Consider the following 16236-nt stretch of genomic DNA (forward strand, 5'->3'; position numbering starts at 1 on the left):
CCCGGCCGCGGACACCTCTTAATGGGAGTGCCGGGGGAACGTGAGTTCCTGGACGCTCCCATGCATACCGTTCGCGGGCCCTCTCCTCACCGAGGAGGGGGCCTGTGGTGATTTTCCGCCCATACTGTGGCTTGTGCCTAGTTTTGGGGGCTGACCAGCACTTTCGTGCCGTCGCCTCACGTTCCGTCTGTTACGCCGCGTAGCTAATCGGCGCCCGCCGCCCGGCCCGCGGCGGCGATACTCTTCCGAAACCGTCGCTCCCGTAGAACGGTCTCCAAGCGGAGATTCCGCGTGGATGGAGACGCGATGCGAGAAAAGGCGCCGCGGCGGCGCTCGGGATTTCGGACGGTGAGTGGCGCGCACCCCGGCTGTTTCCCGGTGCGGCCCCCGTGTCCCCCGTGTTCCCCGTGTCCCCCGCGCATGCTGCGAGACGAGCTGTTCCGAATTGATCCCGGGAACGCGGCCCGTGCGAGTTCGGCGCCCCGGAGCGGACGACTGACAGGAGGTGCTGAGTGATGTCCACCATTCCCACTCAGATGAGGGAAGAACAGATGGACCGTGACGTTCCCCGGCCGCCGCAACCACGGCGCCGCCGGCGGGGCCGCGCCCTCGCCGGCGGACTTGTGCTGATCGTGGTGGCCGCCGGAGGTGGCTACGCCCTGAGCACCATGACGGGCCCCGGAGGTGAGAAGAACGGTACGGCCGGTGCCACCAGCAACGTCCCGACGGCGCTCGCCACCGTGGAACAGAAGAAGCTGACGTCGCAGACGCGGGTGAACGGCACCCTCGGCTACGCGGGCCTCTATGAAGTGGTCAACCGGGCCAGCGGGACCGTGACCAAGTTGCCGGCGGTCGGGCAGGTGATCAGCCAGGGCCGGGTGCTGTACCGGCTGGACGGCAAGCCCGTCATCCTGCTGCGCGGCGCGGCGGTCCCGGCCTACCGGGCGTTGTGGCGCACGATGAAGGGCACCGACGTGCGGCAGCTCAACGCCGCGCTGGTCGAGCTCGGGTACGCCAAGAAGTCCACCCTGGACCCGAAGTCGAACTACTTCGGCTGGCCCACCTACTACGCGCTCAAGAAGCTGCAGAAGAAGTACGGCCTCAGCCAGACCGGCGGGCTCGAACTCGGCCAGGCGGTGTTCCTGCCGGCCAAGCAGATCCGCATCACCAAGGTGAACGCCTCCTACGGCGCCACCGCGCCGTCCGGGGCGATCATGGAGGCCAGCTCGACGGACCGCCACGTGACGGTCGCGCTCGAGACCTCGCAGCTCACCGGGATCAGGGTGGGCGACAAGGTGACGGTGACGCTGCCGACCCTCAAGGAGACGCCGGGCCGGGTCGCGTCGATCGGCACGGTGGCCAAGAAGGCGTCGTCGGGCTCGCCCACCGTGGACGTGCGGATCAAGCTGTCCCGGCCGCGCGACACCGGGCGGCTCGACCAGGCGCCGGTGCAGGTCGCCATCGTCAGCGCCAGCGCCGACGACGTGCTCGCGGTGCCGGTGAACGCGCTGCTGGCCCTCGCGGGCGGCGGGTACGCGATCGAGGTCGTGGAGGCCGGCAACGTCCACAAGCTGTACCCGGTGACGCTCGGGCTGTTCGACGACAGCGCCGGCATGGTCGAGATCAAGGGTGCGGGCGTCACGGCCGGGCAGAAGATCGTGGTGCCCGCGGCATGAGCGAGGACGTGCAGACCATGGGATACGTCCAGGCCGCCGAGCCGCCGGACACGCGTGAGCGGGTCCTGCAGCTCGAACACGTGTGGAAGATCTATCCGGGCGCGACGCCGGTCAAGGCGCTCAACGACGTGAGCTTCACGATCCGCCGCGGCGAGCTGGTGGCGATCGTCGGGCCGTCGGGCTCGGGCAAGTCGACCCTGCTGCACGTGATGGGCACCCTGGACCGCCCGAGCCAGGGCAGCGTGCGCATCGTGGAGTCCGACGTCGCCCGGATGTCGGACCGGGAACTGGCCGAGCTGCGGGCCTCCCGCATCGGCTTCGTGTTCCAGCAGTTCTTCCTCGCCGAGTACAACAGCGCGCTCGAGAACGTCGCCGACGGGCTGCTGTACTCCGGGATCAGCCGCTCGGCGCGGCGGGAGGCGGCGGCCGAGGCGCTGACCAAGGTCGGGCTGGCCCACCGCATGGACCACCGCCCCGGCCAGCTCTCCGGCGGTGAGCGGCAGCGGGTGGCGATCGCCCGCGCGCTCATCGGCTCGCCGGACATCGTGCTGGCCGACGAGCCGACGGGAAACCTGGACAGCAATTCGGCCGCCGCCATCTTCGCCCTGCTCAGGGATCTGCACAACGGCGGCGCCACCATCATCGTCATCACCCACGACCGGGACCTCGCCGCGCGGCTGCCGCGCAGGATCGAGGTGCTGGACGGCCGGGTCGTCACCGACGTCGCCCAGGACACCTCGGGGCTGGACGACCCCGAGGTCTCGCCGGACTGGGCGGCCAGCATGAGGGAGCGTCCATGAGCGACGTGATGTCGTACCGCCTCCGGCCGTCCGACCTGGCCAGGGTGGCGAGCGTCGGGCTGCGCAGCCGACGGATGCGCGCCGCGCTGTCCGCGCTCGGCATCGCCATCGGCGTCGCGGCCATGGTGGCGGTGCTCGGCCTGTCCGCGTCGTCGCAGGCGGGCCTGCTCGCCGAGATCGACCGGCTGGGCACCAACCTGCTGACCGTCTCCAAGGGCACCACGCTGTTCGGCGACACCGCGGAGCTGCCGAAGGAGGCCCCCGGGATGATCTCCCGGATCGGCCCGGTGACCGAGGTGCAGTCCACCGGCTCCACCAAGGCCAAGGCGTACCGCAGCCCGCTGATCCCCGCCATCAACACCAACGGCCTGACCGTGGCCGCGAGCAGCCTGGACCTGCCCGCCGCGGTGAGCACCAGCATCGCGCGCGGCAAGTACCTGGACGCCGCCACCGCGGAGCAGCCGGTCGCCGTGCTCGGCGCGGCGGCGGCCCGGCGGCTCGGCATCGACCGCATCTTCACCGGTACCCGTATCTGGGTCGGCGGCCAGTGGTTCTACGTCACCGGCATCCTCAAGCCGGCCGTGCTCGCCCCGGAGATCGACAACTCCGTGCTGGTCGGGTACCCGGCCGCGGAGCGGTACCTGGGCTTCAACGGCCACCCGTCCATCGTGTACGTGCGGTCCGACACCGAGCAGGTGAGTGCCGTGCACGGCGTGCTCGCCGCCACGGCCAACCCGCGCAACCCGACGCAGGTGACGGTCAGCCAGCCGTCGGCCGCCCTGGTCGCGCGGGCCGCCGCCCAGTCGGCCCTGAACGGCCTGTTCCTCGGCCTCGGCGCGGTCGCGCTGCTGGTCGGCGGCATCGGCGTGGCCAACACGATGATCATCTCGGTGCTGGAACGCCGCTCGGAGATCGGGCTGCGGCGGGCGCTCGGCGCGACCAAGGGGCACATCCGCATCCAGTTCCTGTCCGAGGCCGTCCTGCTGTCCTGCCTGGGCGGGGTGCTCGGAGTGATCATCGGGGCGCTGGCCACCGCCGTGTACGCGACGGTCAAGAACTGGGCGATCGTGGTCCCCACGCTCGCCTGGGGCGGAGGGCTGGTCGTGGCCATCGCGATCGGGGCGATCGCCGGGCTGCTCCCGGCGATCCGCGCCGCGCGCATGGCGCCCACCGAGGCCCTGCGCACCATGTAGACCCCGGTTCCCGCGACCGGCCGCCGCCGAGGCCGGTCGCGGAAACCGGCATGAGGGACGACAGACGACATGCGCAGCCGACCGACCATCGGGGGTCAGGTGAATGTTTCGGTACTTCATCGTTCACGTAGCCGTACGGGATGACCAAGGCTGGGGTAAGCGGACGACCGGATGCGGCTGTTCGGCCGTCTGTCACGGAGGGCAGTGAACCGTTCACGTTCCGGTGTCCAAGAGGAGGCTTGGGGCGCCCGCCTTCATCGAGAGGGGTACGGCCAGAATGTATTTTTATGTGCTGGGAAATCTGGAAGTCCGGTTCGCGGCCCGGCGAATTCCCGTCACCGCGCCGAAACAGCGGGTCGTCCTCGCGACGCTGCTGCTCGACGCCAACAACGAGGTGCCGAGCGATCATCTGATCCGCTACATCTGGGACGGCCGCCCGCCGGCCGCCGCGCAGACCACGTTGCAGTCGTACGTGTACCGCCTCCGCCGGTCGCTGCGGCCCGTCAGAGGGGTGGAGCTGCAGACCGGCTCGGACGGCTACGTGCTGAGCGTGGACCCCGGCGCGCTCGACCTGGAGGTGTTCCGGCAGCGCGCCGCGGAGGGGCGCGATCTGGTGAAGGATTCTCTCGGCGCCGCCGTGGAGGCACTCAGAGGCGCGCTCGCGATTTGGCGTGGAAACGCTCTCTCCGGAATTCCGGGTGAGCTGGTCAGGCAGGAGGCGCGGTTCCTCGAAGGGGAAAGGATAGCGGTGTACGAGGAATTGTTCAATGCCGAGATCGAGTTGGGCAACCACCGCCAGATCATTCCCGAGTTGCAGAAGCTGGTGTCCGCCAACCCGTTCCACGAGCTATTACGAGCACAGCTCATGCTTGTGCTGTACCGATCAGGCCGGCAGGCGGACGCGTTGCATAACTATGCGGTCCTGCGGCGCAGGCTCCATGACGAGCTCGGAATCGAGCCGGGACCTGATCTTCGCGAACTGCAAAAGGCCATCTTGGGACAGGTTCCGTCGACGAGGATCATGCTGCCGCATTAGCTCCAGCGAGGCTCCAGCGAAATACCAGCCGGAAGATTACGTTCCTCTCACCTTGTCCAAGTATCATCGCCCGAGTGTTGGCAGATCACTTGGTGACCCAGTCAAAACCTGGGGTTAGGAGAAGATGAATTTAGCAGCTACCAGGACGCGTCGAATGACGAATCAGTTGCCTGTTGATAAGGGGAAGGTCGCCGCAAAGATCTTTTCAGACGCAAGCGATCTGACCGTCGAGACCATGAGGACCATGAGAATGGGGGCAGGAGACATGGACCATCAGGTGGTTGAGGTACCCGTCAGCGCGTTGTCGGTCGTCGGCTCACCGCGGACGTCCGGCGCGGATCCAGAACATGTCGAGGCACTGGCGGCGATGGGGGACGAATTTCCGCCGATCATCGTGCATCGCACGACTATGCAGGTCATTGATGGTGTGCATCGTCTTGAGGTGGCCAGACGGCGGGGCAGTAAGACAATCTTGGTGAGATTCTTCGAGGGCCCGATCGAGGACGCGTTCGTCCTCGCGGTGCAGTCGAACGTCGTGCACGGGCTGCCGCTCTCCCTTGCCGATCGCAAGAGGGCGGCCGAACGCATCATCCGCACCCATCCGCAGTGGTCCGCCCGCCGGCTGGCCGCCACGGTAGGGGTGTCACCGGGCACCGTGGCGGAGATCCGCAGGAGGATGCTCGGCGAACCGGCCGAGGGGGACGTCCGGGTCGGCCGGGACGGCAAGGTGCGCCCCATCAACGGCGCCGAGGGGCGCCGCATCGCCACCGAGTTGATCGCCGAGAAGCCGGAGCTGTCGCTGCGCCAGATCGCCCGCGCCGCGGGCGTCTCCCCGGAGACGGTGAGGAACCTGCGCAACCGGCTGCGCCGCGCCGAGGCGCCGCAGGAGGCCGGATGGGCCGGGGCGGAGCCGCCGGGCCGGCGTGGCGGGCCGGTGCTCCTCGCGGCGGGCGAGCACCGCCAGGACCGGGCCGCGGTCGTGCAGCGCCTGAAGGCCGACCCCGCGCTGCGGCTCAGCGTCACCGGCCGGGACCTGCTGCGGCTGCTGAACATCCACATGATCAGGACCGACGAGTGGGAGAGCCTCATCGAGAGCATCCCGCCGCACTGCCGCGGTGCGGTCGCCCAGCTCGCCCGGGGGTGCGCTGAGATGTGGGCCGAGTTCGCGTCGCAGGTGGACGGGAGGGTCGCCAGCCCGGCGTGAGGGCGGCGACCGCCGTCCGTCAGTCTGCTCCGTCACCTCACCAGTCCCGCACGCCGCTGTCCAAGTGCCGGAATCGAGCGGTTGGACGGCGAGGACATCTTCCATCGATCAGTTGACACACCGCCATGCACGAACGCTCGCTCCACCACACAGAACGTGTCCAGGGAGGGCAATGCAATGGACATCACCTCGATCGACCATCTTGAGTTGTACGTGGAGGACGGCGAACGGACCGCCGCGCACCTCTGCGAGGCTTACGGCTTCACGGTCCAGGGGCGCGGCGGCCCGGAGACCGGCTTGAAGGGCTGCCGTTCGATCCTGCTGCGCCAGCGCGGCATCACACTTCTGGTCACCGCCGCGGCAGACGGGCACCATCGCGCCGCCGAGTACGTGCGACGGCACGGCGACGGGGTCGCCGTCGTCGGGGTCGCGGTCGCCGACGCCCACGCCGCCTACACCGAGGCGGTCGAGCGCGGCGCGTACCCCGTCGCCCCGCCCGCCGTCCACGGCCCCGGCGGCGCGAGCGCCACCTTCGCCTCGGTCCACGGCTTCGGCGACGTGGAGCTGCGCTTCACCTCACGCGACACCGAGGACACCCCGTTCGCGCCCGGCGTCGTCGAGGAGACCGCCGCCACGGCGCCCGGCGGTCTGCTGGAGGCGGTCGACCACCTCGCGGTGCTGGTGCCGGCCGGGGAGCTGGAGAAGACCGTCCGCCAGTACCTGGAGGTCTTCGGCCTCACCCAGACCTTCGAGGAGCGCATCCAGGTCGGCGAGCAGGCCATGGACTCCAAGGTGGTGGCGAACGATTCGGGCTCGGTGACGTTCACGCTCATCGAGCCGGACGTCACCAGGGCTCCCGGCCAGATCGACACGTTCCTCTCGGCCCACGGCGGGGCCGGCGTGCAGCACATCGCGTTCCGCACGAGCGACATCACCCGGTCGGTGCGCGACGTCTCGGCCGCGGGGGTGCGGTTCCTGTCCACGCCGCCGAGCTACTACGACGCGCTCGACGGCCGCCTCGGCGCGGTCGGCGTGCCGGTGGAGACGCTGCGCGAGCTGAACATCCTCGCCGACCGCGACCACTGGGGAGTGATGCTCCAGATCTTCACCGAGTCCGCCCACCCCCGGCGCACGCTGTTCTACGAGCTGATCGACCGGCGGGGCGCCCGGACGTTCGGCAGCAACAACATCAAGGCACTGTACGAGGCGGTCGAACGGCAGGGCGGCACCCCCGGGCACCCCGGCGAAGCCTGAGAGGCGTACGTCCACGACGTAACGACCCATCGGGCGACCACGGCCGTGCCCGGAGCCGGACGGCTCCGCACGGCGTTCCACCCACCGGATCACGGGCTGGCAAGGCGGGGCGACACCCCAAGGTCAGCACCGGTCCCGATCACGCGGCGGCCGCCGTCATCCGTCGGCCGCCACCGCCGGCCCGATCTCGGGCCGCCAGTGTGACGGGCCACGGCATTGTACGTTCGCGGTGCGTGAGCGAGACCCCAGCACCCTGATGATCTTTTCGATGATCTCCGCTGACAGTCAGTGAACGGGTGAATCACGTCATGACCCTTGATCTGCGATCGTTGACCATCCATGAGGAGAGCGAGGCGGTGCCGGTCCCCCTCGACTCCCTGACCACGGCCGGCTCACCGAGAATCGGCGGCGAGGACCCCGAGCACCTGCGTCTGCTCGTCGCCACGGAGAACAGGCTCCCCCCGATCGTCGTGCACCGTCCCACGATGCGGGTGATCGACGGGCGGCACCGGGTGGCCGCGGCGCGGGAACGCGGCCAGGAGACGATCGAGGCCCGCTTCTTCGACGGCTCCGAGGACGACGCGTTCGTGCTCGCGGTCACGCTGAACATCGGGCACGGCCTGCCGCTCACCCTGCGGGAGCGCACGGCCGCGGCGGCCCGCATCGTCGGCACCCATCCCCACTGGTCGGACCGGGTGATCGCCTCGATCGCCGGCATCTCGGCCCGCACCGTGGCCGGGCTGCGCGCCAAGGTCGGCGGCGCCGCCGCCCGGGGGCAGGTGCGGCTCGGCAGGGACGGTCGTGCCTGGCCCGTGGACGGCACCGAGGGGCGCAGGGTCGCCGCCGAGTTCATCGAACGGCAGCCCGAGTTGTCCCTGCGGCAGATCGCGCAGCTCGCCGGGATCTCGCCGGAGACCGCGCGTGACGTACGCAACCGCCTGAGCCGCGGCCTCAGCCCGATCCCCGACCGCGGGCGCCGGGGCCGGCCAGAGCCCGAGCAGCCGGCGCCGCCCGCGCGGCAGAAGAGGGCGGGTGAGGCGGCCGAGCCGCCCGACTCGCGTTCCCTGCTGGTACAGCGGCTCCAGTCGGACCCGCAGTTCCGCAACTCCCCGGGCGGCCGGGCCCTGCTCCGGCTGCTGCTGTCCCACACCCCTGAGGCCAACAACTGGGAACGGCTGGCCGAGGGCATCCCCGCGCACCGCAGCAGCACCGTGGCGCGGCTCGCCCTGGAGTGCAGCCGGATCTGGGAGGAGTTCGCCGACCGCATCGAACACACCAAGGTGGGCTGACGTACGCACCGGCATCCCTCCTCGAGCGGTCCGCGTGCTGACACTCGCCGTGACGCTCATCAGGATGCTCAACTTGCGGTTTCGGCGAGGTTTCGCCGCACCGGCGATCGTGGAGGGATGACGGAGATGACGGTCCGCAGACTCAACGGGATCAACCTGCACACCGCGGAGTTCGGCACCGGGGACCCGGTGGTGCTGATCCCGGGCACCGGGGCGCGGGGCAGCATATTCCGGGCGCATCAGGTGCCGGCGCTGGTCGAGGCGGGGTTCCAGGCGGTCGCCGTCGACAACAGGGGGGTGCCGCCGACCGACCGGTGCGTGGAGGGGTTCACGCTCGCCGACATGGTGGGGGACGTCGCGGCCCTGATCGAGGACCTCGGCGCCGGGCCGTGCCGAGTCGTGGGCTTCTCGATGGGGGCGATCGTCGTGCAGGAGCTGCTGGTGGCCCGCCCGGACCTGGTGTCCCGGGCGGTGCTCATGGCCACCCGGGGCCGCACGGACCCGCTGAGCTCGGCGCACACCGAAGGCGAGCTGGCCATGCTGGACCGCGGCGTCAAGCTGCCGCCCCGGTTCGAGGCCGCGATGCGCGTGTACACCGGTTTCTCGCGCCGTACGCAGCGCGACGAGCGGACGGTGCGCAACTGGCTGGACCTGTTCGAGATGTCGATCGAGAGTTCCGAGCCGAGCCGCTCGCAGCTCGAACTGGAGGGCATCCCCGACCGGCGGGACGCTTACCGGCGCATTTCCACCCCCACGCTGGTGCTCGCTTTCGGCGAGGACGTGCTGACCCCGCCGCACCTGTGCCGCGAGGTCGCCGACGCCATTCCAGGGGCGATGTTCCGGGAGATTCCCGGTTGCGGGCATTTCGGTCACGTCGAGGACCCGCACACGGTGAACGAGGCGATCATCGCCTTCCTGCGCGGCTGATTTCCCGCGCGCCGGGGACCTGCACCGCGAACGAGGCGGTCACCGGTCTCCGCACGGCATTCGCGTCGAATCGATGCACGGCGCCGGCCTCTTTCCCCCGGGCCGCGACTTTCCCGTGAGTGAAGCATTCTTTGTTTTACGGATGCCCGCTGGATTGACGCTGGCGCCCTGATGGAGCCCATTCCTGTTGCTGGACACGTAAGCCGCGTCGAAGAATGAGGCGCCCATTATTCCGTCCGGCACTGTGAGGCCAGATGAGCGACCCGATCGTGGTGGCGGAGCCCGTAGCGCTGTCGCTCGGCGACTACGCGCGGCTGGCACGGGAGCGGCTGGACGTGGAGGTCGTGGACTACATCGAGGGCGGCGCGGGCGAGGAACGCGCGCTCGCCGCCAACACCGAGGCCTTCGCGCGGGTACGGCTGCGGCCCTCGGTGCTCACCGGCGCCGGTGAGCCCCGGCTCACCACCGAGATCCTCGGCCGCACGTGGGGCGCCCCCATCGCGGTCGCGCCGATGGGGTACCAGACGGTGGCCGACCCCGAGGGCGAGCTCGCCACCGTCCTGGCCGCGGGCGAGGCCGGGGTGCCGGTCGTCGTCAGCACGTTCGCCGGCCGCACCTTCGAGGACCTCGCCGCGGCGGCCAAGGCGCCGCTGTGGCTCCAGCTCTACTGCTTCCGCGACCGGGACGCCACCCGGCGCCTCGTGGAGCGCGCCGAGCGCGCCGGCTTCGAGGCCGTGGTGCTCACCGTGGACGCGCCGCGTCTCGGCCGGCGCCTGCGCGACCTGCGCAACGGCTTCCGGCTGCCGCCGGGTGTGGAGCCCGCCAACCTGGAGCCGGCCGGCACCACCGGGTACGCCCGGCCCGCCGCGCACGCCGCCGCCGAGTTCGACCCGGCGCTCGACTGGGGTGTCGTGGCGTGGCTGCGGTCGGTCACCCGCCTGCCGGTGCTGCTCAAGGGCGTGCTCACCGCGGCCGACGCCGCCCGCGCGGTCGAGGCCGGCGTGGACGGCCTCGTCGTCTCCAACCACGGCGGGCGCCAGCTCGACGCCGCCCCGGCCGCGCTTGAGGCGCTGCCCGAGGTCGTCGCGGCCGTGGACGGCGCCTGCCCGGTGCTGATGGACGGCGGGGTGCGCCGCGGCTCCGACGTGCTCGCCGCTCTCGCCCTCGGCGCCGCCGCGGTCCTCGTCGGCCGCCCGGTGCTGCACGGCCTCGCGGTGCACGGCCAGGCGGGCGTGCGCCGTGTGCTCGACCTGCTCACCGAGGAACTGGCCGACGCCATGACCCTCACCGGCACCCCCGCGGTGACCGCCGCCCGCCCCGAACTGGTGCGCCCCGCGCCCGCCCCGAATCCCCGCTCCGAACCGATGAGTCCCGCGCCCGGCCCGCGCCCCCGGTCCGAACCGACGGGTCCCACGGCCGGCCCGCGTCCCCGGTCCACCGGGTCCGCGCTGCTCCTGGCGGACCTGCACTCCGGGGTGGCCGACCCGGTCATGGACACCATGAACTTCCTCAACGAGGTGACCGCCCGCTATCCCGGCGCCGTCTCGTTCGCCCCCGGCCGCCCCTACGACGGCTTCTTCGACGTCGAGCAGATCTTCGGCCACATCCGCCGCTACCTCGGCCACCTCGCGGACCAGGGCGAGAGCCCGGCGCGCGTCAGGGACGCCATGTTCCAGTACGGCCCGACCGCCGGCCGCATCCGCGGCGTCATCGCGGACGCGCTGCGGGTGGACGAGGGCGTGGAGGTGCCGCCGGAGTCGATCGTGGTCACCGTCGGCGCCCAGGAGGCCATGTTCCTGGTGCTTCGGGCCGTCATGTCGGATCCGGACGACGTGCTGCTGCTGTCCACCCCGTGCTACGTCGGCATCACCGGCGCGGCCCGGCTGCTGGACGTGGACGTGGTGCCGGTGCGCGAACGCGAGGACGGGCTGTCCGCCGTGGACGCCGAGGCCGCGCTGCGCGCCGAGCTCGCCCGCGGCCGCCGCCCCCGCATGCTCTACGTCGTGCCCGACCACTCCAACCCCTCGGGCGTCACCATGTCGCTGGAGGGCCGCCGCGCGTTGCTGGACCTGGCGGCCCGGTACGACATCCTGATCATGGAGGACAGCCCGTACCGGCTGGTCAGCCCGGGTGCCCAGGTGCCGACGCTCAAGAGCCTGGACACCGGCCGCCGGGTGGTGCAGCTCGGCTCGTTCTCCAAGACCGTCTTCCCCGGCGCGCGGGTCGGCTACGTCGTCGCCGACCAGGAGGTCGTGACCCCGGACGGCCGCACCGGGCTGCTCGCGGACGAGCTTGCCAAGATCAAGAGCATGATCACGGTGAACACCTCGCCGCTCGGCCAGGCCGCCGTGGCGGGTGCGCTGCTCGGCTCGGGCGGCGGCGTCGCCGACCTGAACCGCGAGACCGCCGGGCACTACGGCGCCGCCATGCGCGCCACCCTCGACCGGCTCGCCGAGGCCTTCCCGCCGGAGGCGCGCGACCGGCTCGGCGTCGGCTGGAACACCCCGAGCGGCGGGTTCTTCCTCACGCTGCGCGTCGGCTTCCCCGTCGACAACGCGGCCCTCATTCGTTCCGCCGAGCAGTACGGCGTCATCTGGACGCCCATGTCGTACTTCTACCCGCACGGCGGTGGAGAACAGGAGATCCGGCTCTCCATCAGCTACCTGACCGCCCACGACATCGACGAGGGCGTCGCCCGGCTGGCTCGATTCGTCGAGGCAGAGACCACGGAACCGAAAAGGTGAAAGGGAAATGACCGAGCAGGCCGTCAAACGACTCATTCGCAGTAAGCGGCGAATGTGGGGGTGGACTTTCCGGTGACCATCCATATGGAACGACCCGTGCTCGTGGCCGAGGCCATGGCACAACCCGCGGCCCCGGCCGTGCGGGCGCGGATCGTCGGCGTGGGGACGGCCGTCCCCGAGACGTCGTACACGCAAGCGGAGGTGCTGGACGCCTTCCGCATCACCGACCCGCGGGTGCGGTCGGTGTTCCTCAACAGCGCCATCGACCGCCGCCACCTGGTGCTGCCGGAAACGGACGCCGAGGGCAGGCGCGTCGCCGAGGAGCAGGGCGACCTGCTCGACAAGCACAAGTCCCAGGCCGTCGAGGTCGGCATCCAGGCGCTGGAGAACTGCCTGAAGCGGGCGAACGCCTCCCTGTCCGACCTGCGTCACCTGTGCTGCGTCACCTCCACGGGGTTCCTCACCCCGGGGCTCAGCGCCCTCGTCATCAAGGAACTCGGCATCGACCGGCACTGCAGCCGCTCCGACATCGTCGGCATGGGCTGCAACGCCGGGCTCAACGCCCTCAACGTCGTGGCCGGCTGGTCGGTCGCCAACCCGGGGGAGCTGGCTGTCGTGCTGTGCACCGAGGCGTGCTCCTCGGCGTACGCCATGGACGGCACGATGCGCACCGCCGTCGTGAACAGCCTGTTCGGCGACGGCTCCGCGGCCGTCGCGCTGGTCGCCGACGACGGCACCCCGCCCGGCCTGCCCGTCGTGCAGGACGGCCCCCGCGTGCTGAAGTTCGCGAGCTGCATCATCCCCGACGCCGTGGACGCCATGCGGTACGACTGGGACCGCGACCTCGGCCGCTTCAGCTTCTTCCTCGACCCGCAGATCCCCTACGTCGTGGGCGCGCACGCCGAGATCGTCGTGGACCGCCTGCTGGCGGGCACCGGGCTGTACCGCAGTGACATCAGCCAGTGGCTCGTGCACTCCGGCGGCAAGAAGGTCATCGACGCCGTGGTGGTCAACCTCGGCCTGAGCAGGCACGACGTGCGGCACACCGTCGGTGTGCTGCGCGACTACGGCAACGTGTCCAGCGGCTCCTTCCTGTTCTCCTACGAGCGTCTGCTCAACGAGGGCGTGACCAGGCCGGGGGACTACGGCGTGCTGATGACGATGGGCCCGGGTTCCACGCTCGAGACCGCGCTGGTGCAGTGGTGACCGCTACCGAGGAGGAGAAGAACGTGAACGGTGTGGACGGCGACGAGCTCGTCCTGCGCGTCGACGGCACCGAGCCGTTGTCCCTCGCCGCGGTGCGGGCGGTCGAGGCCGTCTGCGCCAGGGCCGACGCGCTCGGGGCCGCGGGCGGTACCGGCGTGCTGCCGGTGCTGCTGTCCGGCGCCCCCGCCGGGTCGTGGACCGCGGACGCGGACGTCGCCCTGGTGACCAAGTGGGAGCGGGCGCTGCGGCGCCTGGAGCGTGTCGGCATGACGACGATCGCGACGGCCACCGGCGACGTCGGCGGGCTCGCGCTGGACGTCCTGCTCACCACCGACCTGCGCATCGTGACCCCCGACACCCGGCTGCTGGTGGCCGTCGGGGACGGGGCCACCTGGCCCGGCATGGCGGCCTACCGGCTCACCGTCCAGGCCGGGGTCGCCCCGGTGCGGCGGGCGGTGCTGTTCGGCCACCCCATCGCGGCGGCCGAGGCCCGCGCCATGGGCCTGGTGCACGAGGTGGAGGAGGACACCGCCAAGGCGCTGATCGTGGCCACCGAGGCCGCGGCGGAGCTGTCCGGCCGCGAGCTGGCCATCCGGCGCCAGCTCATGCACGAGGCCGCGCACACCAGTTTCGAGAACGCCCTCGGCGCGCACCTGGCCGCCTGTGACCGCGCGCTGCGCCAGGCCCCGGCGCGAGCCGCGTCGTGAGTCACGGCACCGACCTCGACGGCGTCGTGCCGGCGGACCTGGGCAAAGCCCTGGCCACGCTGGCCGACGCCGCCGCGGGCGTCACCGGGTTCCTGGCCACGCTGCCCGAGCCCGCCGCCCGCACCCCCGAGCAGCGCGCCGAGGCCGCGGCGGCCCTGGACGCGGCCCGCGACCTGCGGACCCGCTTCATGGACCGGCACGCCGGCGAGGTGTACGACCGGCTCACCGACGGCCGTACCGTCCACCTGCGGATCGCCGAGCTGGTCGAGGCCGCCGCGGCCGCGTTCCCCGGTCTCGTGCCCGGCGCGGACCTGCTGGCCGAGGACCGCGCCCGGCCGCAGGCCGCCAAGGAGGGCCACGAGATCGACCAGGGCGTCTTCCTGCGCGGCGTGCTGCGCTCGCCGGTCGCGGGCCCGCACCTGCTCGACGCCATGCTCCGCCCGACCCCCCGGGCGTTGCGGCTGCTGCCGCGGTTCTCCGGGACCGGCGTCGTGGACACCGGGTCGGTGCTGCTGGAGCGCCGCGACGGCGTGGCCCACCTGACGATGGTCCGCGAGGACTGCCTCAACGCCGAGGACGACCGCCAGGTCGACGACATGGAGACCGCGGTCGACCTCGCGCTGCTCGACCCGGCCGTCCAGGTGGCCGTGCTGCGCGGCGGCGTGATGACCCACCCCCGTTACCGGGGCAGGCGGGTCTTCAGCTCCGGCATCAACCTCAAGAGCCTGCACGCCGGGGACATCTCCCTGGTGAACTTCCTGCTGCGCCGCGAGCTCGGCTACATCAGCAAGATCCAGCGCGGCCTGCTCGCCGGCGGTGCGGGCACGTGGAAGGCCCGCACGGTGGAGAAGCCGTGGGTGGCCGCCGTGGACACCTTCGCCATCGGCGGCGGCACCCAGCTCCTGCTGGTGTTCGACCACGTCATCGCGGCCTCCGACGCCTACCTCAGCCTGCCGGCCGCCAAGGAGGGCATCGTGCCGGGCGTCGCCAACTTCCGGCTGGGCCGGGTCGCCGGCGCACGCCTGGCCCGCCAGGTCGTGCTCGGCGGGCGGCGCATCCAGGCGGCCGAGCCGGACGCGCGGCTGCTCGTCGACGACGTCGTCGAGCCCGGCGAGGTCGGCGCGGCCGTCGAACGGGCCGCGGAGGCGCTGAAGGCCCCCGCCGTGGTGCCCAACCGGCGCATGCTCAACCTCGCCGAGGAGCCCGCGGAGGCGTTCCGCGCCTACATGGCCGAGTTCGCGCTCCAGCAGGCGCTGCGGCTGTACGCGCAGGACGTGATCGAGAAGGTCGGCCGGTTCGGCGGCGGCTCGTGACACGGGTCAGGTACGAACGGAAGGGGCACGTCGCGTACGTCACCCTGGACCGGCCCGAGGTGCTCAACGCGATGGACGGCCGCACCCACGAGGAGCTCGCCGCTGTCTGGGACGAGGTGGAGGACGACGGCGAGGTGCGGGTGGCGGTGCTCACCGGCGCCGGGGACCGCGCGTTCTCCGTCGGCCAGGACCTCAAGGAACGGGTGCGGCTCAACACCGCGGGCGCCCCGCCCACGACGTTCGGCAGCCGCGGCCAGCCCGGCTGGCCGCGGCTCACCGAGCGGTTCACCCTGTCCAAGCCGGTGGTCGCCCGGGTGCACGGCTACGCCCTCGGCGGCGGCTTCGAGCTGGCGCTGGCCTGCGACATCGTCATCGCCTCCGACCAGGCCGTCTTCGCCCTGCCGGAGGTCACGCTCGGCCTCGTGCCCGGCGCCGGCGGGGTGTTCCGCCTCGCCCGGCAGCTCCCGCTGCGTACCGCGATGGGCTACCTGCTCACCGGCCGCCGCATGGACGCGCGCACCGCCCTGCACTTCGGCCTGGTCAACGAGGTCGTGCCGTACGACCGGCTCGACGAGTGCGTCGCCGGGTGGACCGCCGACCTCGTGCGCTCGGCCCCGCTGTCGGTGCGCGCGATCAAGGAGGCCGCGTACACCTCGGTGGACATGCCGCTGGAACGCGCGTTCGCCACCCGCTACGTGTGGGAGGAGCGGCGCATGTACAGCTCCGACGCCGCCGAGGGCCCGCGCGCGTTCGTGGAGAAACGCGAACCTGTGTGGATCGACGGCTGACCTTTTCACGCCGTGTCCAGGTGCGGGAAATGGCCGACTGGACGGACTTACGGGGTTTCGCCCGACGGGTTAATGTTTTTCTAAACAACCCCTAGGAGC

Annotated in this window: 13 protein-coding genes; all 13 read left to right on the forward strand. The window is 71.5% G+C overall.

Annotation, left to right across the window (positions count from 1 at the left end; all coding sequences use genetic code 11):
• Positions 1-551 precede the first annotated feature (551 nt).
• The 13 genes from ABGB17_RS06510 (at position 552) to dpgD (ending at position 16137) form a co-directional block, all read left to right on the forward strand.
• Positions 552-1676, forward strand: coding sequence for a peptidoglycan-binding protein (locus tag ABGB17_RS06510; RefSeq protein WP_347626876.1), 1125 nt, complete (start codon positions 552-554; stop codon positions 1674-1676).
• Positions 1673-2476, forward strand: a complete 804-nt coding sequence (locus ABGB17_RS06515) for an ABC transporter ATP-binding protein (protein WP_347626877.1) — start codon at positions 1673-1675, stop codon at positions 2474-2476. Before ABGB17_RS06510 ends, ABGB17_RS06515 begins: the two co-directional genes overlap by 4 nt.
• Positions 2473-3669 (forward strand): ABC transporter permease, encoded by a 1197-nt coding sequence (locus ABGB17_RS06520; protein ID WP_347626878.1) that lies wholly within the window; start codon positions 2473-2475, stop codon positions 3667-3669. Before ABGB17_RS06515 ends, ABGB17_RS06520 begins: the two co-directional genes overlap by 4 nt.
• A gap of 289 nt (positions 3670-3958) precedes the next feature.
• Positions 3959-4705 carry an AfsR/SARP family transcriptional regulator gene (locus ABGB17_RS06525; RefSeq protein ID WP_347626879.1) on the forward strand — a complete coding sequence of 249 codons (747 nt, stop codon included), beginning with the start codon at positions 3959-3961 and terminating at the stop codon, positions 4703-4705.
• Between the two features lie 367 nt (positions 4706-5072).
• A complete protein-coding gene (locus ABGB17_RS06530) occupies positions 5073-5909 on the forward strand; it encodes a ParB N-terminal domain-containing protein (RefSeq protein WP_347626909.1) in 837 nt (278 codons plus the stop codon).
• Positions 5910-6086: 177 nt separating this feature from the next.
• Positions 6087-7163 carry a 4-hydroxyphenylpyruvate dioxygenase gene (gene hppD, locus ABGB17_RS06535; protein ID WP_347626880.1) on the forward strand — a complete coding sequence of 359 codons (1077 nt, stop codon included), beginning with the start codon at positions 6087-6089 and terminating at the stop codon, positions 7161-7163.
• A gap of 308 nt (positions 7164-7471) precedes the next feature.
• Positions 7472-8452: a ParB N-terminal domain-containing protein gene (locus ABGB17_RS06540; RefSeq protein ID WP_347626881.1), complete on the forward strand. Its 981-nt coding sequence runs from the start codon at positions 7472-7474 to the stop codon at positions 8450-8452.
• Positions 8453-8569: 117 nt separating this feature from the next.
• Complete coding sequence (locus ABGB17_RS06545) at positions 8570-9379, forward strand: alpha/beta hydrolase (RefSeq protein WP_347626882.1); 810 nt, start codon at positions 8570-8572, stop codon at positions 9377-9379.
• A 254-nt stretch (positions 9380-9633) separates the two neighbouring features.
• Positions 9634-12123, forward strand: a complete 2490-nt coding sequence (locus ABGB17_RS06550) for an aminotransferase class I/II-fold pyridoxal phosphate-dependent enzyme (RefSeq protein WP_347626883.1) — start codon at positions 9634-9636, stop codon at positions 12121-12123.
• 72 nt (positions 12124-12195) lie between these two features.
• Positions 12196-13329, forward strand: a complete 1134-nt coding sequence (gene dpgA / locus ABGB17_RS06555; RefSeq protein ID WP_347626884.1) for a 3,5-dihydroxyphenylacetyl-CoA synthase DpgA — start codon at positions 12196-12198, stop codon at positions 13327-13329.
• The gene (dpgB, locus tag ABGB17_RS06560; RefSeq protein ID WP_347626885.1) at positions 13326-14036 is read left to right on the forward strand and encodes an enoyl-CoA-hydratase DpgB; all 711 of its coding nucleotides are present in this window, start codon (positions 13326-13328) and stop codon (positions 14034-14036) included. Before dpgA ends, dpgB begins: the two co-directional genes overlap by 4 nt.
• Entirely contained in the window at positions 14033-15349 is a 1317-nt protein-coding gene (dpgC, locus tag ABGB17_RS06565; RefSeq protein WP_347626886.1) for a (3,5-dihydroxyphenyl)acetyl-CoA 1,2-dioxygenase DpgC, read from the forward strand. Before dpgB ends, dpgC begins: the two co-directional genes overlap by 4 nt.
• Positions 15346-16137: an enoyl-CoA-hydratase DpgD gene (dpgD, locus tag ABGB17_RS06570; RefSeq protein WP_347626887.1), complete on the forward strand. Its 792-nt coding sequence runs from the start codon at positions 15346-15348 to the stop codon at positions 16135-16137. Before dpgC ends, dpgD begins: the two co-directional genes overlap by 4 nt.
• Positions 16138-16236 lie beyond the last annotated feature (99 nt).

The sequence above is a fragment of the Sphaerisporangium sp. B11E5 genome, from assembly GCF_039871875.1.
In the GTDB taxonomy this organism is placed as follows: Bacteria; Actinomycetota; Actinomycetes; order Streptosporangiales; family Streptosporangiaceae; genus Sphaerisporangium.

Coding starts and splice junctions, on each gene's coding strand:
- ABGB17_RS06550 (WP_347626883.1), top strand. CDS start 9,634: ATGAGCGACCCGATCGTGGTGGCGGAGCCCGTAGCGCTGTCGCTCGGC.
- hppD (WP_347626880.1), top strand. CDS start 6,087: ATGGACATCACCTCGATCGACCATCTTGAGTTGTACGTGGAGGACGGC.
- ABGB17_RS06540 (WP_347626881.1), top strand. CDS start 7,472: ATGACCCTTGATCTGCGATCGTTGACCATCCATGAGGAGAGCGAGGCG.
- ABGB17_RS06510 (WP_347626876.1), top strand. CDS start 552: ATGGACCGTGACGTTCCCCGGCCGCCGCAACCACGGCGCCGCCGGCGG.
- ABGB17_RS06530 (WP_347626909.1), top strand. CDS start 5,073: ATGGGGGACGAATTTCCGCCGATCATCGTGCATCGCACGACTATGCAG.
- ABGB17_RS06545 (WP_347626882.1), top strand. CDS start 8,570: ATGACGGAGATGACGGTCCGCAGACTCAACGGGATCAACCTGCACACC.
- ABGB17_RS06515 (WP_347626877.1), top strand. CDS start 1,673: ATGAGCGAGGACGTGCAGACCATGGGATACGTCCAGGCCGCCGAGCCG.
- ABGB17_RS06520 (WP_347626878.1), top strand. CDS start 2,473: ATGAGCGACGTGATGTCGTACCGCCTCCGGCCGTCCGACCTGGCCAGG.